23 protein-coding genes are annotated in these 24880 nt (G+C 71.2%); 16 read left to right on the top strand and 7 right to left on the bottom strand.

Annotated features, from left to right (window positions below; genetic code table 11):
* Positions 1-43: 43 nt before the first annotated feature.
* Positions 44-1534: a sialate:H+ symport family MFS transporter gene (locus tag ABZ851_RS17675; protein WP_361128242.1), complete on the bottom strand. Its 1491-nt coding sequence runs from the start codon at positions 1532-1534 to the stop codon at positions 44-46.
* A gap of 419 nt (positions 1535-1953) precedes the next feature.
* Here ABZ851_RS17675 and ABZ851_RS17670 point away from each other — a divergent pair, with 419 nt between their 5' ends.
* Entirely contained in the window at positions 1954-3141 is a 1188-nt protein-coding gene (locus ABZ851_RS17670) for a saccharopine dehydrogenase NADP-binding domain-containing protein (RefSeq protein WP_361128056.1), read from the top strand.
* Positions 3142-3167: 26 nt separating this feature from the next.
* Here ABZ851_RS17670 and ABZ851_RS17665 read toward each other — a convergent pair whose 3' ends face one another.
* Complete coding sequence (locus ABZ851_RS17665) at positions 3168-3872, bottom strand: endonuclease V (RefSeq protein ID WP_361128053.1); 705 nt, start codon at positions 3870-3872, stop codon at positions 3168-3170.
* A gap of 223 nt (positions 3873-4095) precedes the next feature.
* On the opposite strand from ABZ851_RS17665, the gene ABZ851_RS17660 reads away from it, so the two are divergent.
* Both ABZ851_RS17660 and ABZ851_RS17655 read left to right on the top strand, forming a co-directional pair.
* Entirely contained in the window at positions 4096-5517 is a 1422-nt protein-coding gene (locus ABZ851_RS17660) for an amidase (RefSeq protein ID WP_361128239.1), read from the top strand.
* A gap of 181 nt (positions 5518-5698) precedes the next feature.
* Positions 5699-5998, top strand: coding sequence for a YciI family protein (locus tag ABZ851_RS17655; RefSeq protein WP_361128050.1), 300 nt, complete (start codon positions 5699-5701; stop codon positions 5996-5998).
* Between the two features lie 19 nt (positions 5999-6017).
* Here the strand turns inward: ABZ851_RS17655 and ABZ851_RS17650 are convergent, their stop codons facing one another.
* On the bottom strand, positions 6018-7484 hold the full coding sequence (locus ABZ851_RS17650; RefSeq protein WP_361128047.1) for a sugar porter family MFS transporter: 1467 nt from the start codon (positions 7482-7484) through the stop codon (positions 6018-6020).
* A gap of 448 nt (positions 7485-7932) precedes the next feature.
* Here ABZ851_RS17650 and ABZ851_RS17645 point away from each other — a divergent pair, with 448 nt between their 5' ends.
* From ABZ851_RS17645 to ABZ851_RS17630, 4 genes are all read left to right on the top strand, one after another.
* Positions 7933-8838 (top strand): SIS domain-containing protein, encoded by a 906-nt coding sequence (locus ABZ851_RS17645; RefSeq protein ID WP_361128044.1) that lies wholly within the window; start codon positions 7933-7935, stop codon positions 8836-8838.
* Between the two features lie 68 nt (positions 8839-8906).
* On the top strand, positions 8907-9788 hold the full coding sequence (locus tag ABZ851_RS17640; RefSeq protein WP_361128041.1) for a class II fructose-bisphosphate aldolase: 882 nt from the start codon (positions 8907-8909) through the stop codon (positions 9786-9788).
* A 142-nt stretch (positions 9789-9930) separates the two neighbouring features.
* On the top strand, positions 9931-10734 hold the full coding sequence (locus tag ABZ851_RS17635) for a DeoR/GlpR family DNA-binding transcription regulator (protein WP_088801021.1): 804 nt from the start codon (positions 9931-9933) through the stop codon (positions 10732-10734).
* A 444-nt stretch (positions 10735-11178) separates the two neighbouring features.
* Complete coding sequence (locus tag ABZ851_RS17630) at positions 11179-11490, top strand: hypothetical protein (protein WP_361128036.1); 312 nt, start codon at positions 11179-11181, stop codon at positions 11488-11490.
* 66 nt (positions 11491-11556) lie between these two features.
* On the opposite strand, the gene ABZ851_RS17625 is transcribed toward ABZ851_RS17630, so the two are convergent.
* Complete coding sequence (locus ABZ851_RS17625) at positions 11557-12174, bottom strand: TetR/AcrR family transcriptional regulator (RefSeq protein WP_361128033.1); 618 nt, start codon at positions 12172-12174, stop codon at positions 11557-11559.
* Between the two features lie 121 nt (positions 12175-12295).
* Between ABZ851_RS17625 and ABZ851_RS17620 the strand changes: the two genes are divergently transcribed.
* On the top strand, positions 12296-14134 hold the full coding sequence (locus tag ABZ851_RS17620; protein WP_361128030.1) for an FUSC family protein: 1839 nt from the start codon (positions 12296-12298) through the stop codon (positions 14132-14134).
* An 84-nt stretch (positions 14135-14218) separates the two neighbouring features.
* Positions 14219-14725: a MarR family transcriptional regulator gene (locus tag ABZ851_RS17615; protein WP_336047883.1), complete on the top strand. Its 507-nt coding sequence runs from the start codon at positions 14219-14221 to the stop codon at positions 14723-14725.
* Positions 14726-14811: 86 nt separating this feature from the next.
* Here ABZ851_RS17615 and ABZ851_RS17610 read toward each other — a convergent pair whose 3' ends face one another.
* Complete coding sequence (locus ABZ851_RS17610; protein WP_361128026.1) at positions 14812-15915, bottom strand: oxidoreductase; 1104 nt, start codon at positions 15913-15915, stop codon at positions 14812-14814.
* Positions 15916-16454: 539 nt separating this feature from the next.
* Here ABZ851_RS17610 and ABZ851_RS17605 point away from each other — a divergent pair.
* Positions 16455-16868 carry an SsgA family sporulation/cell division regulator gene (locus ABZ851_RS17605; RefSeq protein WP_361128023.1) on the top strand — a complete coding sequence of 138 codons (414 nt, stop codon included), beginning with the start codon at positions 16455-16457 and terminating at the stop codon, positions 16866-16868.
* Between the two features lie 167 nt (positions 16869-17035).
* Here ABZ851_RS17605 and ABZ851_RS17600 read toward each other — a convergent pair whose 3' ends face one another.
* On the bottom strand, positions 17036-17668 hold the full coding sequence (locus ABZ851_RS17600; protein ID WP_361128020.1) for a TetR/AcrR family transcriptional regulator: 633 nt from the start codon (positions 17666-17668) through the stop codon (positions 17036-17038).
* 178 nt (positions 17669-17846) lie between these two features.
* On the opposite strand from ABZ851_RS17600, the gene ABZ851_RS17595 reads away from it, so the two are divergent.
* The 3 genes from ABZ851_RS17595 (at position 17847) to ABZ851_RS17585 (ending at position 20715) form a co-directional block, all read left to right on the top strand.
* Entirely contained in the window at positions 17847-18365 is a 519-nt protein-coding gene (locus tag ABZ851_RS17595) for a PH domain-containing protein (protein ID WP_361128017.1), read from the top strand.
* Positions 18362-20065, top strand: coding sequence for a PH domain-containing protein (locus ABZ851_RS17590; RefSeq protein ID WP_361128014.1), 1704 nt, complete (start codon positions 18362-18364; stop codon positions 20063-20065). Before ABZ851_RS17595 ends, ABZ851_RS17590 begins: the two co-directional genes overlap by 4 nt.
* Before the next feature lie 236 nt (positions 20066-20301).
* Positions 20302-20715 carry an SsgA family sporulation/cell division regulator gene (locus tag ABZ851_RS17585; RefSeq protein ID WP_361128011.1) on the top strand — a complete coding sequence of 138 codons (414 nt, stop codon included), beginning with the start codon at positions 20302-20304 and terminating at the stop codon, positions 20713-20715.
* A gap of 177 nt (positions 20716-20892) precedes the next feature.
* On the opposite strand, the gene ABZ851_RS17580 is transcribed toward ABZ851_RS17585, so the two are convergent.
* Positions 20893-21663 carry a polysaccharide deacetylase family protein gene (locus tag ABZ851_RS17580; RefSeq protein WP_361128007.1) on the bottom strand — a complete coding sequence of 257 codons (771 nt, stop codon included), beginning with the start codon at positions 21661-21663 and terminating at the stop codon, positions 20893-20895.
* A 148-nt stretch (positions 21664-21811) separates the two neighbouring features.
* Here ABZ851_RS17580 and ABZ851_RS17575 point away from each other — a divergent pair, with 148 nt between their 5' ends.
* From ABZ851_RS17575 to ABZ851_RS17565, 3 genes are read left to right on the top strand one after another with little or no spacing between them, the layout of a single operon-like run.
* Complete coding sequence (locus ABZ851_RS17575; RefSeq protein WP_088801012.1) at positions 21812-22519, top strand: response regulator transcription factor; 708 nt, start codon at positions 21812-21814, stop codon at positions 22517-22519.
* 17 nt (positions 22520-22536) lie between these two features.
* Positions 22537-24120, top strand: coding sequence for a HAMP domain-containing sensor histidine kinase (locus ABZ851_RS17570; RefSeq protein ID WP_361128003.1), 1584 nt, complete (start codon positions 22537-22539; stop codon positions 24118-24120).
* Positions 24117-24806, top strand: a complete 690-nt coding sequence (locus tag ABZ851_RS17565; protein ID WP_361128000.1) for a hypothetical protein — start codon at positions 24117-24119, stop codon at positions 24804-24806. Before ABZ851_RS17570 ends, ABZ851_RS17565 begins: the two co-directional genes overlap by 4 nt.
* Positions 24807-24880 lie beyond the last annotated feature (74 nt).

The following is a 24880-nucleotide window of genomic DNA, read 5'->3' as shown; positions in this document are numbered from 1 at the left end:
CACCCATCCGGCCGGGGCTCATTCCCCGCCCGGCGGAGCGCCGCTACGCCGAGTCCGGCGGCACCTCCCCGGAAGCGGGAGCTGGAGAGGGAGCGGAAGGGGGCTGGGGCTGGGGATGGAGATGGGGAGCGGACGCCGGTCCCATGGGCAGCGCCCCCGCTTCCCCGGCCTCCGGCACCAGGTGGTCTTCGGGTGCCTGACGGTCCACGAGCCGGGCCAGCCGCTGGGGGACATTACCGCCCACCAGGATGACGACCACGAGCGTCAGTACGAAGGTGAGCACGGCCAGCGCCCGCCCCAGGGACATGCCGTCGGCCAGATGCGCTCCCAGGACGGGTGCCACCGCTCCGCCCAGGGCTCCGACGTTGTAGACGAAGCCCAGAGAGGCGGCGCGGGTAGCGGTCGGGAAGTGGCCGGCGAGGTACTTCGGCAGGATGCCGGAGACGCCCTGGCCGAGCGCGAGCAGCCCGAAGACCAGCACGCCGAGCGCCGGCAGGCTGTCCTGCACCGCGAAGACCGGGAAGACGAAGGCGAGGGAGGCCAGCAGGGTGCCGCCATAGGCGCGGCGGGTTCCGAACCGGTCGCCGGTGAAGCCCGCCAGCCAGCAGCCCGCCATGGTGCCGAAGCCCGCGGCGAACATCACGTCGGTGACCTGCCCGGGGGCGTATCCGAGGTCGGTCTTGAGGTAGGTGGGCAGCAGGGCCTGGACCGGCCAGCTGTAGAGGAAGGCGCAGAACACCGTTGCCATCAGGGCCACGTACAGCAGCCACCCACGACGGCCGCCGAGCTGCACGGCGAATGCCACCAGGCACACCGCCGCGACGACGGACAGCCCCGGTACGGCCCCCGCGCCGACGGGTGTGAAAACGCAGAAGAGCGCGACCGAGGCCACCGCCGCCAGGGCGGTGTTGATCCAGGGCCGGATGCGGCCGGTGAACAACGGCCGGAAGGGATGGGGACGTTCCTCTTCCGCGCCGGTGGTGCCGATCTGACGCTGCCAGTCACCCGCCTCCGGCAGCGATCGGCGCATCCAGAGGGCGACCAGGACGGGCAGGACGCCGATCCAGAACATCCAACGCCAGCCCCAGTGCGGGACCACCCACTTGTAGAGTTCCGCCGCGAGGACGGTGCCGCCGGAGTAACCGGAGATGATGAATCCGGAAGCGCGATTGCGCCATCGGACGGGCCAGCTCTCCAGTACATACGTCACGCCGGCGCTGTACTCCCCCGCCATGCCCAGACCGATCACCAGCCGCGCGACGAACAGGCTGGTGTAGTCCCAGGCGAAACCGCAGGCGAAGGTACCGAGCGAGTACAGCAGGGTGCTGGTGACCATGGCGGTCCTGCGGCCGTAGCGGTCCCCCATCGCGCCCAGGACGGCGCCACCCAGCCACCGGGTGATGAAAGCACCGGAGATCAGCGAGGCCGCGGTGGCGGTGCTCAAATGGAAGCCTGCGGCGATCTCGGTCAGTACGAGGGTGATCAGGACGAAGTCGAAGCCGTCCAGGAGATAGCCGATCCAGGCGGCGAACATCGCCTTCCACTGGCCCGGGGTGACCTCCTGCCACCAGTGCCGGCTGTTCCCGCTGTTCCGGCTGTTCCCGCTGTTCCCGCTGTTCCGGCTGTGCTCAGGGGTGTCCGCGGGGCGCATCGTCACGGCTGTCCGGCCTCCTCCGGTGATCGGCGGACGGTACGGTTCGCGGCGTCGTCGGGGAAGCCGCTGGGTGACGGTCGGGGCAGCAGGCCAGACATGGGACGTCCTATGTCATCGCTGCCGTCGGTGAATCTGGACCGATAGCCATGCTCTGTCAAGGCTGTGTGCCACACCCCATGCTGCCCCTGGGAACAGCACGGGAACGGCCAAGACGGCGGCCGGGAACGTACGTTGACGGGGCGGGGGTGACTGCCTAGTGTCCGGGCTCCGTGCCCAGTGGGCGGTCGAGAGGAAGCACGATGCCACGGCAGGACACCTCCGGACGGGACCATGATCTCGTCCTCTACGGCGCGACCGGTTTTGCGGGCGCCCTCACCGCCGCCTACCTGGCCGCGCATGCTCCCCAGGGCTGCCGCTGGGCGCTGGCCGGGCGCAACACCGCCAAACTGGAGCGGCTGCGCGACGAGCTGACAGCGATCAACCCGGACTGTGCCGAACTGCCCCTGCTGCGGGCGGACAGCGGCGATCCCCACGCGCTGCGCGCCCTCGCCGCCGGTACCAGAGTGCTGGCGACGACCGTCGGGCCGTATCTGCTCCACGGTGAGCCGCTGGTCGCCGCCTGCGCCGCGGCAGGCACCGACTATGTCGATCTGACCGGTGAGCCGGAGTTCATCGACCGGATGTATGTGCGCCACGACGCAACGGCCCGCGCCTCCGGTGCGCGCCTCGTGCACGCCTGCGGATTCGACTCCGTCCCGCACGATCTGGGGGTGCTCTTCACGGTGGGGCTCCTCCCCGAAGGCGTCCCCGTACGCGTCGACGGCTTCGTGCGGACCAACGCCACGTTTTCCGGCGGCACGCTGGCCTCGGCGCTGACCGTCGCATCGCGTCCGGTCGCCATGGCGCGGGCCGCTCGCGACCGGCAGCGGGCGGAGCCGCGACCGGCCGGCCGTACGGTGCGGGCGCCCTTCGGGCCGCCTCTCAGAAGCGGTGAAACACGCACCTGGGGTGTGCCGTTGCCGACCCTCGATCCTCAAATCATCGCCCGCTCCGCCGCCGCGCTGGACCGTTACGGGCCCGACTTCCGCTACCGCCACTACGCAGGCGTACGACGGCTGCCCCTCGCCGTCGGCGGGACGGTGGGGGTGGGAGCCCTGTGCGCGCTCGCCCAGGTGCCGGCCGCGCGGCGCTGGTTGTCGCGGCGTCTGGAGCCGGGGGACGGGCCGGGCCCCGAGCGGCGCGCCCGTAGTTGGTTCCGGGTCCGCTTCGTCGCCTCCGGCGGTGGCGAACGCCTGATCACCGAGGTCTCGGGCGGTGACCCCGGTTACGACGAGACGGCGAAGATGCTCGCCGAGTCGGCGCTCAGCCTGGCCTTCGACGACCTGCCGGAGACCGCCGGGCAGGTGACCACCGCGGTTGCCATGGGGGACGCGCTGACGGCCCGCCTCCAGGATGCGGGCATCACGTTCCGCGTCGTCCAGCGGTAGTCCCGGCTCTCCTTGCCCCTACCCGGTCAGGCCTCGGCTAGCGCCCTCCGGCACAGCGCGTCCGCGGCCCGGGTCGTCTCGGGGAGCCGGTAATGCGCTGCCAGATGGAGCGTTTGCGCACAGGCACGGTCGAGGTCGATGCGATGCCCTACGGAGACGAAGACCGGCTTGACGCCCCTTTGGGTACGCAGCGCACGTCCCACCTCTTCGGTCCCGTCCAGCAGCGGAGAGGTGGCGCCGCGGTCCGGCCCGGGAAGTGCGTAGCGGAAGGTGAAGGGGTTCTTGGCGACACCGATGGTGGGCAGCCCGGTCAGCACGCCCAGGTGGCTGGCGAGCCCGAAGCGGCGCGGGTGCGCCAGCCCGTAGCCGTCGCAGACCACGAGGTCAGGGGTGCGGGTGAGACGGGCGAGGGCGTCGAGCACGGTGGGAATCTCACGGAACGCGAGCAGGCCGGGGACGTACGGGAAGGAGATCTGCCCGACGGCGGTCGCCTCGTCGACGACGGCGCGCGTACGGGCGTCCAGCGCGACGGCGGCAGCGGCGACGACGTCACGTGCGTCGTCGTAAGCGACGTCCACTCCGACGACCGTGCCCTCGAACCCCGGTTCCGGACCGGGTTCATCGAGCCGCACATGGGGCCGCAACCGGTCCTGGACCGCGCGCGCCTGGTCTTCGTCGGCCGGCCAGTTCCGCAGTTCGTCGTCGTAGAAGATCGTTCCGGGAGTGTCCATGGTGACCGCCACGCTACCGAACCGGTGAGCGAGCCTCTGACCAGGCCAGGATGCCTGATCATGAGGCGTTGTCAGTGGCGCTGGGTACCTTGGTGAGCGTGCACCCGGACCCCGCCGTCTCCACCGGCCACGCAGGCGCCGCCGCCGAGGGCAGCCCCTCGGCAATCTGCTCGTGCTCCACCACCGATACCTCGCCGCTCTGAAACAACCCTCCGAGGTCTTCATGCCCGATGCGCTCCATCAGCTCGATGCCCTCGACCTCGCCGCCCGGCTGCGACGCCGCGACATCTCCGCCCGGGAGACCGTCCAGGCGCATCTGGACCGCATCGAACAGGTCAATCCGGCCGTCAACGCCCTCGTCACCCTCGACCCCGAAGGCGCACTCTCCGCGGCCGCGCTCGCCGACGACCGTCTCGTCCGGGGCGCCGTCCTCCCGCCCCTGCACGGGATTCCGATCGCCTTCAAGGACACCCATCTCACCCGCGGTATGCGCACCACACACGGCTCACCGCTCTTCGCGGACCACGTCCCCGACGAGGACGACTTGCTGGTCGACAGGCTGCAGCGGGCCGGCGCCATCCGCCTCGGCAAGACCAATGTTCCCGAATTCGCCGCCGGTTCCCACACCTTCAATCCCGTCTTCGGCACCACCCGCAATCCGTACGACACCACACGTTCGGCGGGCGGCAGCAGTGGCGGCGCCGCCGCGGCACTCGCGGCCGGGCTGCAACCGCTCGCCGACGGCAGTGACATGGGCGGCTCGCTGCGCAACCCCGCGTCCTTCTGCAATGTCGTCGGGCTGCGGCCGACGCCGGGACGCGTGCCCCGGCACCCCGGTGGCGACCTCTGGGACACCCTGTCGGTCCCCGGCCCGATGGGGCGGACCGTGGCGGATACGGCGCTGTTGCTGTCGGTCATGGCGGGTCCGGATCCGCGCTGCCCCATCGGTCTGGAGACCCCCGGCGAGACGTTCCGGGTGCCCCTCGACCGCAAGTTGCGCGGCCTGCGCGTCGCCTGGACACCGGACCTCGGGGGCCATGCCCCGGCCGACCCGGACGTACTCGCCGTTCTGGAGCCGCAGTTGAGGGTCCTGGAAGAACTCGGCTGCCGTATCGACACCGCCTGCCCGGACCTCACCGGGGCCGACGACACCTTCCGTACGCTGCGGGCACACAGCTTCGACCTGGCGCTCGGCGCCCTGCTCGACTCCGACCGGCAGGCCCTCAAACCCAGCATCGTCCAGAACATCGAGCAGGGCCGCCGGCTGACCGCCGCCGACCTGCGCACCGCCACCGCGACCCGCAGCCGGCTCTACCTCGGCATACTGGACTTCTTTTCCCGGTACGACCTGCTCCTGGCCCCGGTCAGCCAAGTCACGCCGTTCGACGCGGAGTTGGAGTATCCCCGGGAGGTCGCGGGCCGGCCCACCCACTCCTATCTGGACTGGATGCGCTCCGCCTACCTCATCTCCGTCCTCGGCGTGCCCGCCCTTTCGGTTCCCGCGGGATTCACCCCGGGCGGCCTGCCCGTGGGACTGCAGTTCATCGGTGCGCCGCGCGCGGATCTCGCCGTCCTCCAGGCGGGGCATGCCTATGAGTGCGCCACACGGCACGGGCGGCGCCGCCCGGAGCTGCCCACGGCCTGACCGTGTCTGCGTCCTCCCCTTGAGGCCACGGCACTTCCGGGGCCTGTACGTGCCGCAGAGCCGCGCCCGCGGAGTTCGCCGCACCAGCCGCGGACACATGCTGAGGCATCTGCCCTGGCCTGCGCATTCCCTTGCCGTCAGAAGCCGCACTTCCGCCTGATATCTCGTCTATATTGCACCTATGTTCGTACTGGAGCTGACCTACACCGCCCCCCTCGAGCGCGTCGACGCCCTCCTTCAGGACCACCGGGAGTGGCTGGAGAAGGAGTACGCCGCCGGGCACTTCCTCGCCGCCGGCCGCAAGATCCCGCGGGAAGGCGGCGTGATTCTCGCCGCCGGGACGGACCGTGCGACCGTCGAGCGGATCGTGACCGAAGACCCGTTCGCCCTCGCCGGGGTGTGTGAGTACCGGATCACGGAGTTCGCGGCGACGACGACCGCCCCGGCTCTGGAGCAGTACCGGGAACCACTGCCGTCCTGAGCAGTCGTCCCTCCCCTGGCTACGGAGTCGCCGTCGGGGGCGCCGCTGAACCGCTGAGCGAGCCGGAGCTCGCGGGAACGGGCGGGGGCGACGCGGGCCAGCGCCCCCCGTTGCGCCAGTACTCCTGGATGTCCTCCAACTGACGCCCCTTGGTCTCGGGCGCGGTGGCGGCGGCGAAGACCAGTGCGGCGAGCGCGAGGACGCCAAGGCCCGCGAAGGTCAGGGCCGCACCGGCCCAGGCCATCAAAGAGGGGAAGAACTGGGCGATCAGGAGGTTGGCCACCAGGTCGGCGGTGAGCATCACCGAGGCTCCGGTCGAGCGCAGCTGGGCGGGGAAGGCCTCGCTCGCATAGACCCAGATCAGCGATCCGAAGCCGAAGTTGAAGGCTGCGGTGAACAGCAGGATCGCGGCGAAGCCCACCCAGGTCGAGGCGCCGTGCAGCTCGCCCCTGGCAAAGACCGCGGTCAGGACGGCGAGCATGGCGACCATCGTGCCGATACCGCAGAGCAGTACCACCCGGCGGCCGAGCCGGTCGATGATGAGGAGGGCGAGGACGGTCGCGGCCAGCGAGGCGAGCTGGACGAAGGACGGCAGCAGGAAGTTCTGGCCGTTGCCGGTGAAGCCCATCTCCTCGAAGATCTGCGGGCTGTAGTACGTCACGGCGTTGATGCCGGTGATCTGGCAGAAGAAACCGAGGCCGACGACGAAGAACGCGGCACGGGCGTACGGCTTGCGCAGCAAGGAGCGCGCCGATCCACCGCTCTCCTGGACGAGCGCGGACGCCACGACAGCGACCTCCGCACGCGGATCGACGTCCGGGTCGGTCATGGCCATGACCTCGACAGCTCGTTCCGTGCGCCCCTTGAGGACGTACCAGCGTGGGGTATCGGGCAGCCTGAGCAACGGGATCAGAACGAGTGCGGCGGGGAGCGCGGAGAGACCGAGCATCCAGCGCCAGTGACCTCCGCCGGACAGGCCCCAGTTGACGAAGTACGTGATGACGATGCCCGCGACCGTGGCGACTTGGTAGGCGGCCACGGAGGCTCCGCGGATACGCGCCGGAGTCGATTCGGCGACATAGAGCGGGGCGGCGACGATCGAGATGCCGATGGCGATGCCGAGCAGGAAACGGACGGTGTCCAGCACGACGACGTTGGGCGCGACGGCGGAGAGCGCCACGAATACGGCGTAGGAGCCGGCGACGATCAGCATCGCCGCCTTGCGGCCCAGGGCATCGGCGAGCTTGCCGCCGATCAGCGCGCCCACGATGGAGCCGCACACCAGGATGCTGTTGACCAGGCCCTTTTCGGCCTCGGTGAGATGAAAGTCCTTGCTCAGGAACACCAGGGCACCAGAGATGCTGCCGGTGTCGTAGCCGTAGATGACGCCGACGACGGCGCCGGTGAGCGCGAACAGTCTGCCGGTGCGGCGTGCGGTCCCGGGTGACGGGGGCGGGGGCGTCGCGGAGAGCGTGGCAATGGACATGGGAAGTCCTCTGTGCGGCGGAGCGGGCCTTGCTGCATGACTGAGCTGCGCGGCTGGGCTGCGTGCTTGAACTGCATGCTCGAAGCTTGTGCGTGATCTTGCAAGTATTCGGCGAGTTTCACGCAGCTGTCAACACCTTCTCGCACCTCCCGGCGCTTCCCTGAACCTCCCCGCACGCACTCTCGACGGCCCGCGACATGCCCACATTTACCCAGATGAGACCGACTCACAAGTCCCCACCAAGCCACCGATCCACCCCTCCCCTCTGGCGCATCCGCCCGAACGAGGGATGGAAGCCTGACGACTTTCTGCGTACAGTCGATTGCAACGACAACAAATATTGCACTTTCACGCACCTCTGCGGACGCACAGAGACGCAGCGACGCAGACGTACGGACGCACAGATACGCAGACCGATGAGCACACGCACATCGCAGGAGGGTGGGCCATGAACGAGATCTCGTACATGGAGCAGGAACTGCACAGCCAGCCGGAGACCTGGCGGGAGGCCGCGCGGATCGGGGCGGCCGCGAGCCCGCTGCCCAAGGCCGGACAGCGGGTGGCCGTCGTCGGCTGCGGCACCTCATGGTTCATGGCGCAGTCGTACGCGGCACTGCGCGAGGCAGCCGGACAGGGAGTGACGGACCCCTTCGCCGCCTCCGAGGCGTTCCTCGGCACCGACCGCGGCTACGACGCGGTGGTCGCGATCACCCGGTCCGGCACCACGACCGAGGTGTTGCGCGTACTCGAGGCGGTCAAGGGGCGCATCCCGACGGTGACGATCCTCGGTGACCCCGCGACACCGGCAGCGGCTGTCTCCGACGAGGTGGTCGCGCTTCCCTTCGCCGATGAGGAGTCGGTGGTGCAGACCCGTTTCGCGACGACTGCGCTGACGATGCTGCGTGCGCAGCTGGGCGAGGACGTGTCCCGGGCGGTGACCGACGCGGAGGAGGCGCTGGCCGCGCCGGTGGACAAGGAATGGGTGGACGCCGAGCAGTTCGCGTTCCTCGGGACGGGCTGGACGTTCGGCCTGGCCAACGAGGCGGCACTCAAGATGCGGGAGGCGTCGCAGAGTTGGACCGAGTCGTACCCCGCCATGGAGTACCGCCACGGTCCGATCTCGATAGCCGCACCCGGCCGGGTGACCTGGCTGTTCGGCCCGGCACCGGAAGGACTGGAGGCCGATGTGGAGCGGACCGGGGCGCGCTTTGTGTGCCATGCGCGCGATCCGCTGGCCGATCTGGTGCTGGTCCAGCGGGTGGCGCTGGAGCGGGCCCGCGCCCGGGGCCTGGACCCGGACCACCCTCGTGGCCTGACCCGCTCGGTGATGCTCGAAACGCCGTCCGCCTCCTAGACGCCCGTCTTTCCCACGTCACCCGTCTCCCCCGTCATCAGTCCCGTCCGCAAGGGAGCCAGCCTCCGATGCCCCTCGTTCCGACCTCATCGATCGTGGACGCCGCGCGTGAGGCGCGGGTCGGTGCCGCGGCCTTCAACGTCATTCATCTGGAGACGGCCGAAGCGCTCGTCACCGCCGCCGAGCGCACCGAGATCCCGTTGATCCTGCAGATCAGCGAGAACTGCATCCGTTACCACGGCAGCCTGCTGCCCCTCACCCGCGCCACGCTCGCCCTTGCCGAAGGCTCCACGGCCCCGATTGCGGTGCACCTCGACCACATCACCGATGCCGGGCTGGTCCACCAGGGCATCGCCGCCGGGGTGGGCTCCGTCATGGTGGATGCCTCCGCGCTTCCCTACGCAGAGAATGTGGCCACCACCGCCGAGCTCACCGCCTGGTGCCATGAACGTGGCGCCTATGTCGAGGCGGAACTCGGCGAGGTCGGCGGCAAGGACGGGGTCCATGCGCCAGGGGTGCGCACGGACCCGGACGAGGCCCTGGCCTTCGTCCGCGCGACGGGGGTGGATGCTCTCGCCGTCGCCGTCGGCTCCTCCCATGCCATGCATGAGCGCACGGCCGTACTGGACAAGGCCCTCATCGAGGCGCTGCACACCACTCTGCCGGTGCCCCTGGTGCTGCACGGTTCGTCCGGTGTGCCCGACGACGAGCTGCGGCGGGCCATCGCCGCCGGAATGACGAAGATCAATATCTCCACTCATCTGGTCTCCGTCTTCACTCACTCGATACGGCACACGCTGGGCGCCGACCCCTCTCTCGTGGACTCCCGGAAGTACCTCAAGCCCGCCCGGGAGGCAGTGGCCGAGGAAGCGGCAAGGCTGCTGGAGGTACTGGGCACTCCGGCGACGGTGCCGGACCAGTACGCAGCCCAGGCACCGGCCCGGGGGTGAGACGCCCCGGGGCGAGACGGCGGCAGGCGGCCACCGACTCGGCGGCGCTTCGTCACAGCGGAGGGGACCGGCCGGCGCGGCGGAGTACGAGGGAGCCCACGGCGCGTCGCTGTGACCTGCTGAGACGAATTAGGCTCGCGCCATGAAGCGCCATGAACGGATGAACGCACTGCTCGAGCTGCTCGGCGACCGAGGCCGGATGGACGTCGAGGAGGCGGCGACCGAGCTGGAGGTCTCGGCCGCCACGATGCGGCGCGACATGGACGCCCTGGCCGAGCAGCAGTTGCTGACGCGTACCCGGGGCGGGGCAGTGCTCAGTTCGGTGGCGTACGACCTGCCCATCCGGTACAAGCATGCGCACCGGTCGGAAGAGAAGGAGGCAGTGGCACAGGCCGCGGCGAAGCTCGTCGAGCGGGGGCATGTGGTCGGGCTGAGCGGCGGCACGACGACCACGGCGATCGCGCGGGTGCTTGCCACCCGTCCGGACTTCGCGGAGGCCGGCCCGCAGCCGCATCTGACGATCGTCACCAACTCCCTCAACATCGCCAATGAGCTGGCCGTGCGGCCGCAGATCAAGATCGTGCTCACCGGTGGGGTGGCGCACTCGCGGTCGTTTGAACTGGTCGGGCCGTTCAGCGAGTTGGTGCTGCAGCAGATTTCCGTCGATATCGCGTTCATCGGCGCCAACGGCATGGACCCGATGATGGGGGCCACGGTGCACGACGAGGCGGAGGCCCGGGTCAACCGTCTGATGGCCGAGCGTGCCCGGCGTGCCGTGGTCGTCGCGGACTCGTCGAAGATCGGCGAGCGCTGCTTCGCCAGGGTCGGCGACGCGGATGTCTTTGACACGTTCATCACGGACAACGGAGCGAAGGAGGCGGTCCGCCGTGAATTCTCGGATCGGGGACTGAAGGTGGTGGCGGCCCGCCCGCCCTCGGGCGAGTGACCCAGGCCGACAGCCGGAGCCGGGGCCGGCGCTTGGCGGCACTCATCAGTCGGCCTCATAGGTCGGCCTCATCGGTCGGCCATCGGCGGTCGGCAGGCTCTCGGTCGGCCAGACTCCCGTGGATCGTCGCCCCGCCCCGCGGATCGCTTGCCCCTCCCCCTCGCCCCGCTTGCCCCGGCCACCCCGGCCCGGCCATCCCGGCCCGGCCACCGCGGTCCGACCATCCCGGCCCGGCCACCGCGGCCCGGCCACCGCGGTCCGACCATCCCGGCTCGCTCCCGGCCCCCGGAACGGTTGCGGAAGGGCTGCTCTTATGTCGCGCCCTTGTCCCTGTGTGACCCCCGGGGCTGCTTTTCCCTGGGTGGGTATGGACAATGGGAATGAACGTGCGAACCCGAGGTGGGGTTCGCGGGGGTGTCCGAGGTTTCCAGCGGGGGAGATGACGTGCGGAAGATCATGGCCATAGCGCTGGCAACGGTGACGTGCAGCGCCTCTCTGACACTGGTCAGCGCCTCGACCGCGGCAGCGGCCGACCTGCCGCCGCACTGTGTGGTGGTGCGGAAGTACTTCAACAAGGGCCATCAGCGCTATGTCCGCCTGACGAACCTGTGCAGCCGGCGCACCGCGTGCTACACGATCATCGTCCCGCATCAGCGCGACCCCCACGGACGCCTCTCCAAGGGCACGACGAAGGACATCCGCTACGGCACGACGTGGGCGTCGCGGGCCCTGTTCGTGAAGAACAGTTCCTGCTGAGCGTGCACCGGCAGGTCGCTGCGCCGTAGCTGAACTGCGCGGGACGCCGCACCCCTCACGGGTGGGTCAGGCGCGTACGGCGACGCCGTCCAGCACCATGGAGAGGTACTGGCGGGCGATCTCCTCGGGGCTGTGCTGTCCGCCCGGCCGGTACCAGCTCGCCGCGACCCAGACGGTGTCGCGGACGAAGCGGTAGGTAAGCCGGATGTCGAGGTCGGCCCGGAAGACTCCATCGGCCACGCCGCGTTCCAGTGTGCCCAGCCAGGCCTTTTCGAACTTCCGCTGCGAGTCGGCGAGATAGCCGAAGCGGGGCTGTCCGGCCAGGTGCTTGGACTCCTTCTGGTAGATGGCGACGGCCGGGCGATGCCGGTCGATCTCCCGGAAGGACTCGGTGACCAGGGCTTCGATGGTCTCCCTGGGACCGAGCCCGGCGGCGAGTACGGCGTCATAGCCTTCCCACAGCTCGGTCAGGAAGCTGGACAGGATCTCGTCCAGCATCGATTCCTTGGAGTCGAAGTGGTAATAGAGGCTGCCCGCGAGCATGCCCGCCTCATCGGCGATGCGGCGGACGGTGGTGGCGTTGTAGCCGTGTGCGGCGAATACCTCCGCCGCGATGTGGAGCAGTTCGCGGCGGCGCTCCGGTGACGCGTTCGCGGTCGTCGTCTTCTTCTTGGCGGCTGGCACCTGGCCATTGTCGCTCCCCTGCACCAGTACTCCCCCCTCCCGGTTCGGAGCTCTGTTCCGTGAGGCCCGACGTGACGCGGCGCATATATTTTGCAAGTAAAACACCTGCTAATCTTTTGCCATGGGGAAGCACGCCAGACGGTCCGGGAAGAGCGCGTACACCGTGTCGGGAGGTGCGGTGCGGGCCCGGCCGCTGCCCCTCAGGAGCACCGTGCGGCTGCGCCGGCCCGTCGACATCTGGCACAAACCGGCACTGAGCGCGGTGGCGGCGCTGGCGATCCCCGATCTCACCTTGTTCTTCCTGGGCCGGCTGGATCTGATCCTTTACACCTCGGCGGGGGCGATGTGCGCCCTGTACGCGCACGGTCTTCCGTACGCCGCCCGCGCCCGCACTCTGCTGTGGGTGGTGCTCGGAATGGTGGCGAGCCTCGGCATCGCGCTGACCGCCGCCTCGCTGACCACGTCGGCCGCGCTGCTCGTCGTGGGCGCCTCACTGCTGGCCGCGGTCCACAAAATGGTCTGTGACGCCACGCGCATCGGCCCGCCGGCGAACATCATCCCGACGTTCATCACGGCCTCGGCCTTCTTCGTGCCGCAGCACCTCGGACAGGTCCCCCTGCATATGGCCGTGGCACTCGGCGGCGGAGGGCTCGCCTGGCTGGTCTGTATGGCACCGGCCCTGATACGGCCGCAGGGGCCGGAGCGGATCGCCGTCGCCCGCGCGCTGGAGGCCGCGGCAGGACTGTTGCGTACCCGGGAGGAACCCGCCGGTGTGGCGCAGGCGCGGCACGCCACTGCGGCAGCCGTGAACGCCGCCTGGCACACACTGTTTCTGGTTCCGGTGCACACCCCGGCGAGAATCACCGCACGGGCCGGGCTCGAACGACTGCTGGTGCGGGCCGAATCGGTGCTGGGCCACGACGGCCGGTCCGCCGCAGGTGAAGCCGACCGGCTGGGCACCTGGGCCCGTGAGCTGCGCAGCGGGCGGCCGCTGCCCCGGGTTGCGCTCTCGGCCGTGCAGGCCGAGGAGCTGGTGGGCGTGGCCGAGGAGGTGCGGGAGCCGTGGCGGCCTGCGCCCGGCCGTCCGCGTGGCCTGCGCGCGGTGCTCGCCCGGCTCGCGCCCGGGTCACCGCTGCTGCCCATCGGCGCCCGGGTCGCCGCCGGGTGTGTGCTGGCGGGCTGGGTGTCGATGGCCGTCGGCGTCGGGCACCCGTATTGGGCCGTGGTCACCGCGGCCTCCATCTACCAGGCCAACACCACGCTCTCCTGGCAACGGGCGCTCCAACGGACCCTCGGCAACCTTCTCGGTCTGCTGCTCTACACCGCACTGCTGCCGCTGACGCACCTCGGGGAGCTCGCGATGGTCGGGCTGGCGCTGGTCTTCCAGCTCGGCGCGGAGGCCTGCATCACCCGTAACTACTGGCTCGGCTCGGTGTGCGTCACACCGATGGCACTGCTGTTGACCGAGTTCGGCAGGCGGCTGCCGGCCGGCACGCTGATCGCCGACCGCTGGATCGACACCGTGGTGGGCGCGGTGGTGGGGCTGGCCTGCTGTGTCCTGATCACCAATCGGCGGGCCGCGAACCGTATCGAGGTCGCCCTGGGGCGGGTTGCGGCCGCGGAGACCGCCGCCTTGCGGCTGCTCGCGGCGAGTACCACTCCCGGGGCGGACGGCACCCGGGAAACCGGCTGGGCCCACGAAGGTGACCCGCCCCGGGGTACCGACCGGGGCCAAGAGACCCACTGGCCCCAGGAAGCCGACCGGGACCAGGAGATCCGCTGGGCCCGTGACCGGCTGGCCGCGGGGCTGGTCGAGCTCCGCGAAGCCGTGGAGGTGGCGGCCGGCGAGTGGTGGCAGCGTGCCCTCCCCGAAGAGCGGATCGCCCGTGCCGAGCAGCAGGGCCACCGGACGCTGGCCGGCCTCGTGCGCCGGCGTCCGGCACCGGTTCCGGCCGCCTGACCCGCGGTACCGCCCGGCGCGGCGGCCGGCGCCGCGGCAGGCACAATTACAGGCGTACACGGCATGGCCGAGAGGAGTGTGCGGGTGACCGAGGACATCGTCGCGGGGGTGCTGCGCCAGTGGCAGCAGGTGCACCCGGGGCTGGACACCGGCCCTATGGCGGTGATCGGGCGGCTCAACCGCTGTTCCGCACTGCTGCAGCAGGCGGCAGATGCGCCACTGCGGAAGGCCGGACTCACCCGTCCCGAATTCGACATCCTCGGCGCCTTGCGCCGGATGGACCGTGAGCTGACCCCTGGGCGGGTGGCCCGCGAGACCTTTGCGTCCGGTGCCGCGGTGACCAAACGCGTGCGGCAACTGGAGGAGCGCGGGCTGATCGCCCGCCGCCCCGACGACCGGGACCGCCGCGTCGCGCATCTCTCACTCACCGACGAAGGACGCGCGACCATCGACCGGCTGCTGCCCGAACAGTTGCGGTACGAGGCGGCGCTGCTCGAAGGCGTCGGCGATCGGCGCCAAGAGGAACTTTCAGCGGGGTTGGCCGAGTTGCTGGTGGTGCTTGAGGGGCGGCTCGGCAGCCTGATGGAGTAACGACGGCCACCGGGGTGGGTGGGAGCACGGCGGCGTGCGAGAGCCACCCGGAGGCGGGCCCGCGCTTGCGCCGGCGGGCTCCGCCCTCACGGCTCCAGTCGTGCGACCCGTCCTCGCTCGCCCGTGGCCCAGCAGCCCAGGTCCGGGGCGCAGTCGACGGTGTCGTACGAACCCTGGTCGAAGGTGTGCCAGGTGCGGCCGCCGTCGAGGGTCAGATCGCTGCCGGAGGGGCCGACCGCCACGGCGAGGCGCCGGGAACGCGGGAGCCAGGCGGCGCCGGAGCGGTAGGCCTTGGAGGGTTCGGCGGCCGGTGTCCAGGTTCCGCCGGCGTCGTCGCTGACCGCGGCGGCGTGCGGGGAGGGCTGGTCGGGGCGGAAATCACCGCCGACGGCCAGGACATGGGTGCGGTCGCGGAGGGCGAGCGCGAAGACACCGCGGGCCGGGTCGCCCGCCGGTATCGGGGTGTCGGTGGCCGACCAGGTACGGCCGCGGTCGGCGGTGTGCAGGACGCGGGCGGTGGCCGCGCCACCGGTGGCGATCCACGCATCACTGCTGCCGGCGGAGACCAGGCACTGGCCACTGGCGGCGAATGCGGCTTCGCCCGGCTGGGCGGGCGGCATGCCCTTCGACGGCAGTACGCGCCAACTGCGTCCGCCGTCCGCGGTGGACAGGATGCGGTATCTGCCGTCGACGGGGTCGCTGAGCGCGAGGCCGTGCCGCCGGTCGAAGAAGGTCAGGCAGTCGTAGAAGGCGTGCGGGTCGGTGTTGCGGAAGCTTTCGGTCCAAGTGGTGCCGGCATCGTCGGTGCGGAAGACCCGCGAGGCCTCCCCCTCACCGATCGCCAGAACCACCGCACGGCGCGCATCGAACGCCTCGATGTCACGGAACTCCAGGGCGCCGGCACCGGGTGGGGAGACGTCGCTCCAGCGTTTGCCGCCGTCGTGGCTGCGCAGCACGGTGCCCGCCGTACCGGCGACCCAGGCGGTCGTACGGCTGACAGCCGCCAGGCCGCGGAAGCGGGCGGTGCTGCCGCTGTCCTTGAGCCGCCAGCCGGCGTGCGGGGCGGTGAGCGATGCCGCCGTTGCCGGCTCGGCGCCTTCCGGTACCGGCGGCATCGCGGGCGAACCCGCCGGGGCCGCGGTCGCCGGCCCGGCTGTCATGGCGGCAAGTACCGCCATACCGGCCGCCATGGCCGCCGCCCGCCCTCGATCCTTGCGGGTACGCAGCGCCCGCCGCGTGCCCCGACACCCTTCCCGGGCCCGTCCCGGCTCCCGGTTCTGGGCCCGTTCCCGGTCCTCGTTCCGTTCCCGGGCCCGTTCCCCGCGCAACAAGCGTCCCGTGCGCCGCACTTCGCCCCACCCCGCTCTGGTTGTGGGCTGGAAGCTAGCCCAGCCCGAACCGGTCGTCCAGACCACCGCCCGCGGCTGCCGAAACCTGTCCCCTCGCTCCGTCGCCGATGCCGTCGCCCACCCCCACGGACGCCGCCCCCTCCACACCCCGCCCACCCCCACAGCGCACACCACCAGCCTCGCGAGCACACCTGACGCCCCATCACCTCAGTCGGCCGAGCCCCCATCGCACCCCCTGACGCACAGCAAAGAGGGCATTTACGTACATTCAAAGGCCCGTGATGCAGGTCACGCAGGAATCCAATGCACCTGGCGCGATGACCTACGCGTCCTAGTGGTCACAGCAGCGAGGATCCGCACCGATTACAAGGGAGCCGGCGATGTCCAGCGTCATCGACCAAGCCGTTCAGGCCCGTCTCATCGCGACCGCTCCCCGGTCGCAGGTGATTCCGGCGAGCCTGCGTTATGACCGCGCCGATCCGTTCGCGGTGGCTCTGGTCTTTCCGCCCGCCGCGTCGCTGGACGGGGCCGAGGTCACCTGGACGTTCGCGCGGGAGTTGCTGGAGGAGGGCCTGTGCGAGCCGGCCGGGGCGGGCGATGTGCAGATCTGGCCGTACGACACCCACGCCGTGGTGGTGGAGTTCCATGCCGTAGGAGGCATGGCCGTGGTGCAGTTCGACGCGCAGGAGCTGCGGACCTTTCTGACCCGGTCGTACCAGATCGTCGCGAAGGGTGAGGAGGCGCGGCATCTGGATGTCGAGGCCGATCTCGTCGCCCTGTTGCGCGAGGCGTAGCCCTCTCCCCCTCCCCGAGGACGACGGCACGGGCGCGGACCCCGAGAGCCGCGGGCCCCGACAGCCGCAGCCACCACGAGCCGCCGCGGCCGCAGAGGACCACGGCCACCGAGGAGCGCGGCCGCCCCACCCGCGCTCGCGGCGATGAGCCCCGGCCCGGCTTCCGTTCACGCCCGCTCCGCCCCGAAGAGGTTCGCCAGTTGCAGATCCAGCAGCCGCAGCGCGGTTTCGGGGTCGTGCACACCCAGCAGGACGTAGGTGGCGAGCCCGTCGGCCGTACTGATCAGCAGCATCGCCTCGTCCTCGGTGGCGCGTTCCGGCGGCAGCTCACCACGGTCCGCGGCCAGCCGTAGTTGACCGGCGAAGAAGGCACGGAGCTGGGGGATGCCGTTCTCGGCCTCCGCGCGCAGGGTCTCGTCGTGTACGGCGCGGGCGAAGTAGGCGGCGCTGACCAGCAGCCCGGTACGGCTCTTGGCGTCGAGCGGCAGCATGCCCGAAAGACAGGCGCGCAGCACCTCACGGGGCGTCGGCTCCCTCGCCGGCTCCCCGCCCGCCCCCTCGGCAAGCGACTCGATGCGGGCGCGGATCCGGTCCGCGGCGAGCCGGTTGATGTGCCGGAGGGCGAAGAGCAGCATCTCGTCCCGGGTGCGGAAGTAGTGCTGCAGCCGGCCGAGCGAGATCCCGGCCTCCGCCGCGACATCGCGCAGGCTCGCGCCGTCCAGCCCGCGGCTGCTCGCAATCCGCCACAACGCCTCGGAGATCTCCTGGCGTCTGGCTTCGTGGTCCACCTTCTTGGGCACGGATGACCTCCCTCCTCCCGTGCGCGGCCTTCGCATGGCGCCGACGCGTCACATCGCTACGGCACATGACTCCGGCTCAGGGGGCCGGCTCAGGAGGGCCGGCCCGCTTTTACAAGTCGCTTGTACCGTTATAACGTACCGGCACTCAATACGCTTGACTTGGAAACCGGTGACTCCCATGCCCGAGCATGCCGCCCCGCTGCTGCGCCCACCCCGCCACCGAGTCGATCCCCGGGCCCGCCGCTGGTGGACGGCCCAGGCCCTGCTGACCCTCAGCGGACCGATGCTGCTCGTCGCCCTCGTCATGACGGTCCTCGCCCTCCTCTTCTTCCCCGGCGCACTGCCGTGGCTGGGCCCGTTGCTGCTGGTCGTGCTGGTGCTGCCGGCCGTCGGCTACCTCGCGGTCATGCCACGGTGGCGGTATGCGGTGCACGCCTGGGAACTGGGCGAGCGTGCGGTCTATGCGGCGGGCGGCTGGTTCTGGCAGAAGCGGCGGATCGCGCCGCTGACCCGGGTGCAGACGGTGGACACCGTGCGCGGACCGCTCCAACGGCGCTACGGGCTGGCGACGGTGACCGTCACCACCGCCTCGACCGCGGGCGACATCAAGATCGCGGGACTGTCCGACGCGGACGCCGAGGAGCTGTCGCGGCGGATCGGCGAGGCGGCGCAGGACGTACCGGGTGATGCCGCATGAGCACGCCACACGAGCCCTCCGCGCCCGGCGTGGACCACGGCATACCGGGCACGGCCCCCGCCGCCTCCACCACTCCCTCTGCCGCCCCGTCCGTCCCCCCGTCCGTCGCCCCCTCCGACACGGGCCGGTGGCGGCGGCTGGATCCGCGCACCCTGCTGGTGCACTGCGGCTGGATGGCGGCACCGCTCGGTTCGCTGGCGCTGACGGCACTGGCCACCGGCGGCCGGATCACCGCCCAGGCCTGGATCACGCTCGCCGCCATCGCCGCCTCGTTCGCCGTCGTCACCACCGTCGGCCTGATCCGCTGGGCCCGTACGGAGTTCCGGGTCACGCTCCCCGGGAGCCCGGACGGCACGGAAACGGGTACTTCCGGTGGCCACGGCCACACTTCGCCCACCCTCGACATACGCAGCGGACTGCTGACGCGCCGGCTGCGCAGTGTGCCGCTGCACCGCATCCGCACCGTCGATCTGACCGCGTCGCCGCTGCACCGGCTGCTGGGGGTCACCGTGCTGCGGGCCGGCACGGCGGGCTCGGGGGACGGCCGCAGCGAACTGTCGCTGGAGGCGCTGACGGTCCACGACGCGGAACGGCTGCGCGCCGAGCTGCTGGCGTACGCGGACGCCGAGGGGGCGGCGAACGACCCGGTGGTAGCCCGTATCAGCTGGCGCTGGCTGCGGTACGCGCCGCTCACCTTCTGGGTCATCGGCGGGGTGTTCGTGGTGGCCGGTTCGGTCTACCGGGTCCTGGACGGCATCGGCATCGAGGCCTGGAAACTCGGCGTCGTCCAGCGGGCGTTCACCGAGTTCGGCGCGAGCGCCCTCTGGCTGACGATTCCGGCGGCGCTGCTCGTCGTCCTCGCTCTCGGCTCGGTCGGCGCCGTCGCCCTGTACGTCGAGAACTGGTTCGACTACTGCCTGGAGTGGACCGACGCACGCACCCTGCGGGTACGCCGCGGCCTGTTCACCACTCGGTCGGTCACCATCGAACGGGCGCGGCTGCGCGGGGTGTTGCTGCGCGAACCACTGCTGCTGAGGGCCGGTGGCGGAGCGCTGGTGCGGGCAGTGGCGGGCGGCCTGGGCAACCGCGAGGAGAACCGCAAGCGCAGCGGGCTGCTGCCGCCGGCGCCACGACCGGAGGCGTTGCGGGTGGCGGGCGGCGCCCTGCGGTCGCCGTTCCCGGCAGCAGGCGCGTCACCGGTCGCGCTGGCACCGCACCCCCGCGTCGCCCTGCGCCGGCGCCGGGTGCGCGGACTGCTGTGGGCGGTGCTGCCCGGCACTGCCGTCCTGGCCGGTCCCGGTGCGGCGTTCACCCCCGTCCTGCTGCACTGTGCCTGGGTCTACGCGCTGGTCACCACGGCGCTCGTGCTGTGGCTGGCCCGGGACGCGTACCGCAACCTGGGGCACGGGATCGATGGCCCCTATCTGGTCGCCCGTTCGGGCACCTTCAGCCGCGACACCCTCGCCCTCCGGCGCGAGGCCATCGCCGCCTGGACGCTCTCGACCTCGCCGTTCACCCGCCGGGCCGGCCTGGTCACGCTCACCGCCGCGGTCGCGGCGGGCGAGGACGGCTATCGCATCCCGGACCTTGCGGCAACCGAGGCGCCGGCCTTCGCCGCGATGGCGGCCCCGGGGATCCTGGAGGAGTTCCTGACGTACCCCGGGGCGCCGGACCACCTTCCGGAGCAGCGACTGCCCTAGCAGAAAGGGCACCTCCCCCCAGGCATTCAGCACGCCCGCCCCGTGAGTCCCGCGCGCCGCGCACGCCGAGCGCGGCGCACACGAGGAACACAGCGCGTACGACGGACCGCCGGGCGATCCCTCCGGCCACATGAGACACATCTCACACCGATGTGGCGTGCACGGCGAGCGTGGGCACACCGTCTTACTGGACGAGCCATTGCCCATGACCCGACAGCCGCAGGGGGATCAGCGCGATGAACACCGTGATCGACCAAGCCGTCCAGGTCCGCCTCATCGCCACCACCTTCGGCCCGCACGCGGTGCCCGCGGTGCTGCACTACCAGCCCGCCGATCCCCTGGCGGTACGGATGTTCTTCCCGCCGGAGATCTCACTGGACGGCTCCGCCGTGGACTGGGCCTTCGCCCGGGAACTGCTCGACGAGGGGCTTCGGAGACCGGCCGGGCGGGGTGATGTGCGGGTACGGCCGTCCGGTCCGGACCGCACGGTGATGGAGTTCCACGCGGAGGAAGGCGTCGCCCTGGTCCAGTTGAGGACCGCGGACGTCCGGCTGTTCCTCACCCGCTCCTACGAGGCCGTACCCGCGGGCGGCGAGCCGGCGCACCTCGGTATGGAGCGCGGCCTCGCGGAGCTGTTCGGCGCGGCGTAAGACAGACGGGCCGTGCGCGGCAGGCAGCGGCGAGCCGCGCACGGCATGAGGCCGGGGGAGGAGGCCGTCGCCCCGGAGGAGTGGAAGGCGACGGCACACACCGGGGCCTGTCCGGCAGGTCGGTGACGGACAGGCCCCGGGTGTCCGGTGGGTGGCGGTCACCCGCCCCCGCCCACCTCAGCGCTTCGGAAACCCGAACCCGTACCCCTGCTGCTGCATCCACGGCAGCAGCCCGTCCAGCGCCTCGACGGTCCGGGAGCGGTCGCCCCCGCCGTCGTGGAACAGGACCGTCGGCCCGTTGGGGAGTTCACCGCGCACCGTCGCCTTGATGCCCTCGAGGGTGCCGCCCTCGAAGTCCTTGCTGTCGACGTTCCAGCCCAGGGGCCGCATCCCGTGATCCGCGGCCAGCTTCCGGCTGTAGGGGGTGAAGGCGCCGCCGGGGGCGCGGTAGTACTCGACCCGGGCGCCGCCCGCCGCGTCCTCGATCATCTTCTGCGCGTCGAGCACCTGCTGCGACTGGTAGCTCTCCGGCTGGTGATCCATACCGGTGTTGTGGCTGACGGTGTGGTCGCAGAGCTTGTGCCCCGCGGCCACCACCTGCTTGACGAGGTCCGGATGCGCCTTGGCCTGCGGACCTATCATGCAGAAGACCGCTTTGACGTTGTGCTTCTTCAGCACGGCGAGCACCTTCGGGGTCCAGACCGGGTCCGGGCCGTCGTCGATGGTGATGTTCAGGCTGCGGCCGGGGCGGTCCGAGGCGTGCACGATCGAGGAATCGACCTTGACGGGGGCGGCCCGCTCGGCCTGGCCGGAGCCGACGGTGTCGGCCTCGGCCTGTGAAGTGGCCCCGAAATCACCGAAGGCGAGCGTCCCCGCGACCGCGAGCGACACCACCGCCGCCGCGGCCACCCCGATGATGCCGCTCTGAATACCGAAGCGCCGTGCCATCCCGTCCCCGTCCCTACCCCTGCTCGTGTGCGTACCGACCGGCGGTGGCCGCGTTGTGCGCACCGCCTTGCACCACGTGAGATGCAGCAGAGCCCGGGCAGGCTGCTCCTGTTACCGATCCATCATGAAACTTATTGATACTGGACCCATGCCACGTGTACTTCTGATCGAGGACGACGCCGCCGTACGGGACGGTGTGTCCCTGGCCCTACGGCGGCGCGGCCATGAAGTGGCGGCCGCGGCCAGCGGTGAGGAGGGGCTGGAGGTCCTGCCGGGTTTCCGCCCGGACATCGTGCTGCTGGATCTGATGCTCCCCGGCAAGGACGGCTTCGAGGTCTGCCGGCTGATCCGCGCCGAGCGGCAGCTGCCGATCATCATGCTCACCGCCCGTGGCGAAGATCTCGACGTGGTGCTCGGCCTGGAGGCCGGCGCCGACGACTACATCGTCAAGCCGGCCCGCGGCGAAGTCCTCGAAGCACGGATGCGTGCCGTGCTGCGCCGTACCGCGCTGCCCGCCGATGGCGCACCGGCCGCCGCCGAGCCGGGACCCGCCCCGGTCGAGACCTACGGCGAACTGGCCATAGACCGCGCCGGCCTGGTCGTCGGCAAGGGCGGCCAGGACCTGGCGCTGGCCCCCTCGGAGATGAAGCTGCTGTTGTTCCTGTCCGCCACTCCGGGGCAGGTCTTCAGCCGCCAGCAGCTGCTGGAGCATGTGTGGGAGCACAGTTACCACGGCGATGCGCGGCTGGTCGATGCCTGTGTGATGCGGCTGCGGACGAAAATAGAGGACACCCCGCGCAGCCCCCGTTACGTCCAGACCGTGCGCGGCTTCGGCTACCGCTTCGGACCCCTGTGAAGCGCCCCGGCCTCCGGATGCCGGCCCTGCCCCGCCTGCGTACGGGGAACCCCCAGTTGCTGCGGGGGCTGCGGGCCCGGCTCGTCGTGGGGTTCCTGGTGGTGGCCGCCGTCAGTGCGCTGACCACCGCTCTGCTCACCTATCAGGAGGCCCGTAACGCCATACTGCAGCGCTCCCAGGACATTGCCGTCAACGACCTGAGAGCGCAGGTCAACTCGCTGGCCCCCGAGCTCCCGGTCCCGCCGTCCCAGGCGGATCTGGATTCCCTGCGCGTCCAGTTGGAGCGCTCCGGAAAGTCCCGCGAATGGGATATTTCCGTACATTACAGCGGCGCACGGGACAGTGGCGACGGCAGCCTGGGGGGCGAGGTCGTGATACCGGCCGGCCTCAAGGCGTCGGTGGAGAAGCGCCATGTGCCGGCCTTCCAGCGCGTGGACCGCGGCGGGGACCCCTGGCTGCTGATCGGGATGCCGGTCCGGCAGTCCGACGGCCGGGCCTCCGCGCTGACCGTCTACGCCCAACTCTCGCTGAGCGCCGAGGAGTCCAACGTCGAGGCGCTGGTGAGCGCGGCCCAGCGGGGCGCGCTGCCGGTACTGGTACTGACCGTGGTCCTGGCGCTGCTCGCCGCGCGCGGCGTACTGCGGCCCGTACGGGGTCTGCGGCAGGCCGCCGGACGGATCGCCGAGGGCAAGCTGGACACCCGGCTGGAGGTCAAGGGCGCCGACGAGATCGCGGACCTGTCCCGGACGTTCAACGACATGGCGGCCCGGCTGGAGGAGAGCATGGCCGAGCTGCGCCGCCTGGAGTCCAACTCCCGGCGGTTCGCGGCTGATGTCTCGCACGAGCTGCGGACCCCGCTGGCGGCGATGACCGCGGTGACCGATGTGCTCGACGAGGACGCCGACTCCCTCGACCCCGACACCGCCTCCGCGGTCCGGCTGATCAGCCAGGAGACCGGGAAGCTGGCGCGGATGGTGGAGGATCTGATGGAGGTGTCGCGCTTTGACGCGGGGGCCGCGGCGCTCCATCTGGACGAGGTGGACGTCGGCGAGACCATCCGCAAGACCCTCCAGGCCCGGGCCTGGCAGAAGCGGGTGACGGCGGAGTTGCCCGCGGACGTACGAGCCGGGCTCGATCCACGGCGGCTCGATGTGGTGGTCGCGAACCTGGTCGGCAACGCCCTGCACCACGGCGGCGAGCCGGTCCGGGTGCGGCTGCACCCTCCGGAGCCGGGCGCGGACCGGCTGCTGATCGAGATCTCCGACAGCGGCCCCGGCATCGACCCCGAGGTCCTGCCGCACGTCTTCGACCGCTTCTACAAGGCGGACTCCGCCCGCGCCCGCTCGGAGGGCAGCGGCCTGGGCCTGGCCATCGCGAGCGAGAACGTACGGCTGCACGGCGGCTCCCTGCGCGCCGCCAACTCCCCCGAGGGCGGCGCGGTGTTCACGGTGGATCTGCCGCTGCGCCACCAGGAGGCGGGCGAGCCGGCGGCCGCAGGAAGCGGCGGCCCGCCGGACGACGCGGCGGCGGCCGACGGGCAGACCGCGGAGGACGACCGGGGCGGCCTCCGCTCCGCAGCCGGAAAGGAGAGGCACGCATGAGCGCCACGAACGCCCCCCGCGCCCTGCGTGCGACGCGTGCCCGCCGGCGGATGCTGACCGGCGGGCTCACCGCCGCGCTGGCCGGCGTACTCACCGGCGCGCTGGCCGGCGGCCTGACCGGCTGCGGTATCGCCCCCACCGATGTCATCGACGCCGGTGAGCCCGCCACCGGCGTGAAGTCACCGGGCCAGCCCGCGGCCGATGTCCAGTTGTTCTTCTACGGGCCCTCCGGCCTGCGCTCCGCGACCCGGCGGGCGAAAGTGCCGGTCGACCCGGAGCTGGCCATCGCGTTGCTGATGAAGGGGCCGAACCACGCGGAGCGGATGCGTGGCCTGTCCAGCGTGCTGCCGAAGTTCCCCGGTTCGCTGTCCGTGACCACCCATGTGGGCAGTGTCGTGATCAGCCTGCCGATGAACGTGAAGCGGCTGGACTCCGCCTCGCTGAACCAGTTGGTGTGCACCGCGGCCAATGCCCGGGTGCCGGGGAACAAGCCGTCGGGGGAGGTCGCCGTGACACTGGTGAGCAAGTCCGTGCGCGTGGGCCCCATGGTGTGCGGTGGCAACAATGCCTTCCCCGTCGTGGAGCCCAGTCCGACCGGAACCGGTACGCCGCAGAGCGGCACGGGCAGCGGCAGCGGCACGACCGGACCGGGCCCGGAGCCGGCGGAACCGGACCCGGCGGGCTGAGCGGTTCCGTTCCGCGGGCCCGTCCGGCCCCGTGAAGCGTGAAGCCGGTCGGGCCGGCGCCCGCCCGCACCGCC

Origin of the sequence: Streptomyces sp. NPDC047049, assembly GCF_040643995.1 — a bacterium.
In the GTDB taxonomy this organism is placed as follows: domain Bacteria; phylum Actinomycetota; class Actinomycetes; order Streptomycetales; family Streptomycetaceae; genus Streptomyces; species Streptomyces mooreae.
This window is presented reverse-complemented; position numbering and strand designations above follow the sequence as displayed.

Excerpts from the sequence above, each read along its gene's own strand:
- ABZ851_RS17675 (WP_361128242.1), bottom strand. The coding sequence starts at position 1,534 with ATGTTCGCCGCCTGGATCGGCTATCTCCTGGACGGCTTCGACTTCGTC.
- ABZ851_RS17670 (WP_361128056.1), top strand. The coding sequence starts at position 1,954 with ATGCCACGGCAGGACACCTCCGGACGGGACCATGATCTCGTCCTCTAC.
- ABZ851_RS17665 (WP_361128053.1), bottom strand. The coding sequence starts at position 3,872 with ATGGACACTCCCGGAACGATCTTCTACGACGACGAACTGCGGAACTGG.
- ABZ851_RS17660 (WP_361128239.1), top strand. The coding sequence starts at position 4,096 with ATGCCCGATGCGCTCCATCAGCTCGATGCCCTCGACCTCGCCGCCCGG.
- ABZ851_RS17655 (WP_361128050.1), top strand. The coding sequence starts at position 5,699 with ATGTTCGTACTGGAGCTGACCTACACCGCCCCCCTCGAGCGCGTCGAC.
- ABZ851_RS17650 (WP_361128047.1), bottom strand. The coding sequence starts at position 7,484 with ATGTCCATTGCCACGCTCTCCGCGACGCCCCCGCCCCCGTCACCCGGG.
- ABZ851_RS17645 (WP_361128044.1), top strand. The coding sequence starts at position 7,933 with ATGAACGAGATCTCGTACATGGAGCAGGAACTGCACAGCCAGCCGGAG.
- ABZ851_RS17640 (WP_361128041.1), top strand. The coding sequence starts at position 8,907 with ATGCCCCTCGTTCCGACCTCATCGATCGTGGACGCCGCGCGTGAGGCG.
- ABZ851_RS17635 (WP_088801021.1), top strand. The coding sequence starts at position 9,931 with ATGAAGCGCCATGAACGGATGAACGCACTGCTCGAGCTGCTCGGCGAC.
- ABZ851_RS17620 (WP_361128030.1), top strand. The coding sequence starts at position 12,296 with ATGGGGAAGCACGCCAGACGGTCCGGGAAGAGCGCGTACACCGTGTCG.
- ABZ851_RS17610 (WP_361128026.1), bottom strand. The coding sequence starts at position 15,915 with ATGGCGGCCGGTATGGCGGTACTTGCCGCCATGACAGCCGGGCCGGCG.
- ABZ851_RS17605 (WP_361128023.1), top strand. The coding sequence starts at position 16,455 with ATGTCCAGCGTCATCGACCAAGCCGTTCAGGCCCGTCTCATCGCGACC.
- ABZ851_RS17595 (WP_361128017.1), top strand. The coding sequence starts at position 17,847 with ATGCCCGAGCATGCCGCCCCGCTGCTGCGCCCACCCCGCCACCGAGTC.
- ABZ851_RS17590 (WP_361128014.1), top strand. The coding sequence starts at position 18,362 with ATGAGCACGCCACACGAGCCCTCCGCGCCCGGCGTGGACCACGGCATA.
- ABZ851_RS17585 (WP_361128011.1), top strand. The coding sequence starts at position 20,302 with ATGAACACCGTGATCGACCAAGCCGTCCAGGTCCGCCTCATCGCCACC.
- ABZ851_RS17580 (WP_361128007.1), bottom strand. The coding sequence starts at position 21,663 with ATGGCACGGCGCTTCGGTATTCAGAGCGGCATCATCGGGGTGGCCGCG.
- ABZ851_RS17575 (WP_088801012.1), top strand. The coding sequence starts at position 21,812 with ATGCCACGTGTACTTCTGATCGAGGACGACGCCGCCGTACGGGACGGT.
- ABZ851_RS17570 (WP_361128003.1), top strand. The coding sequence starts at position 22,537 with ATGCCGGCCCTGCCCCGCCTGCGTACGGGGAACCCCCAGTTGCTGCGG.
- ABZ851_RS17565 (WP_361128000.1), top strand. The coding sequence starts at position 24,117 with ATGAGCGCCACGAACGCCCCCCGCGCCCTGCGTGCGACGCGTGCCCGC.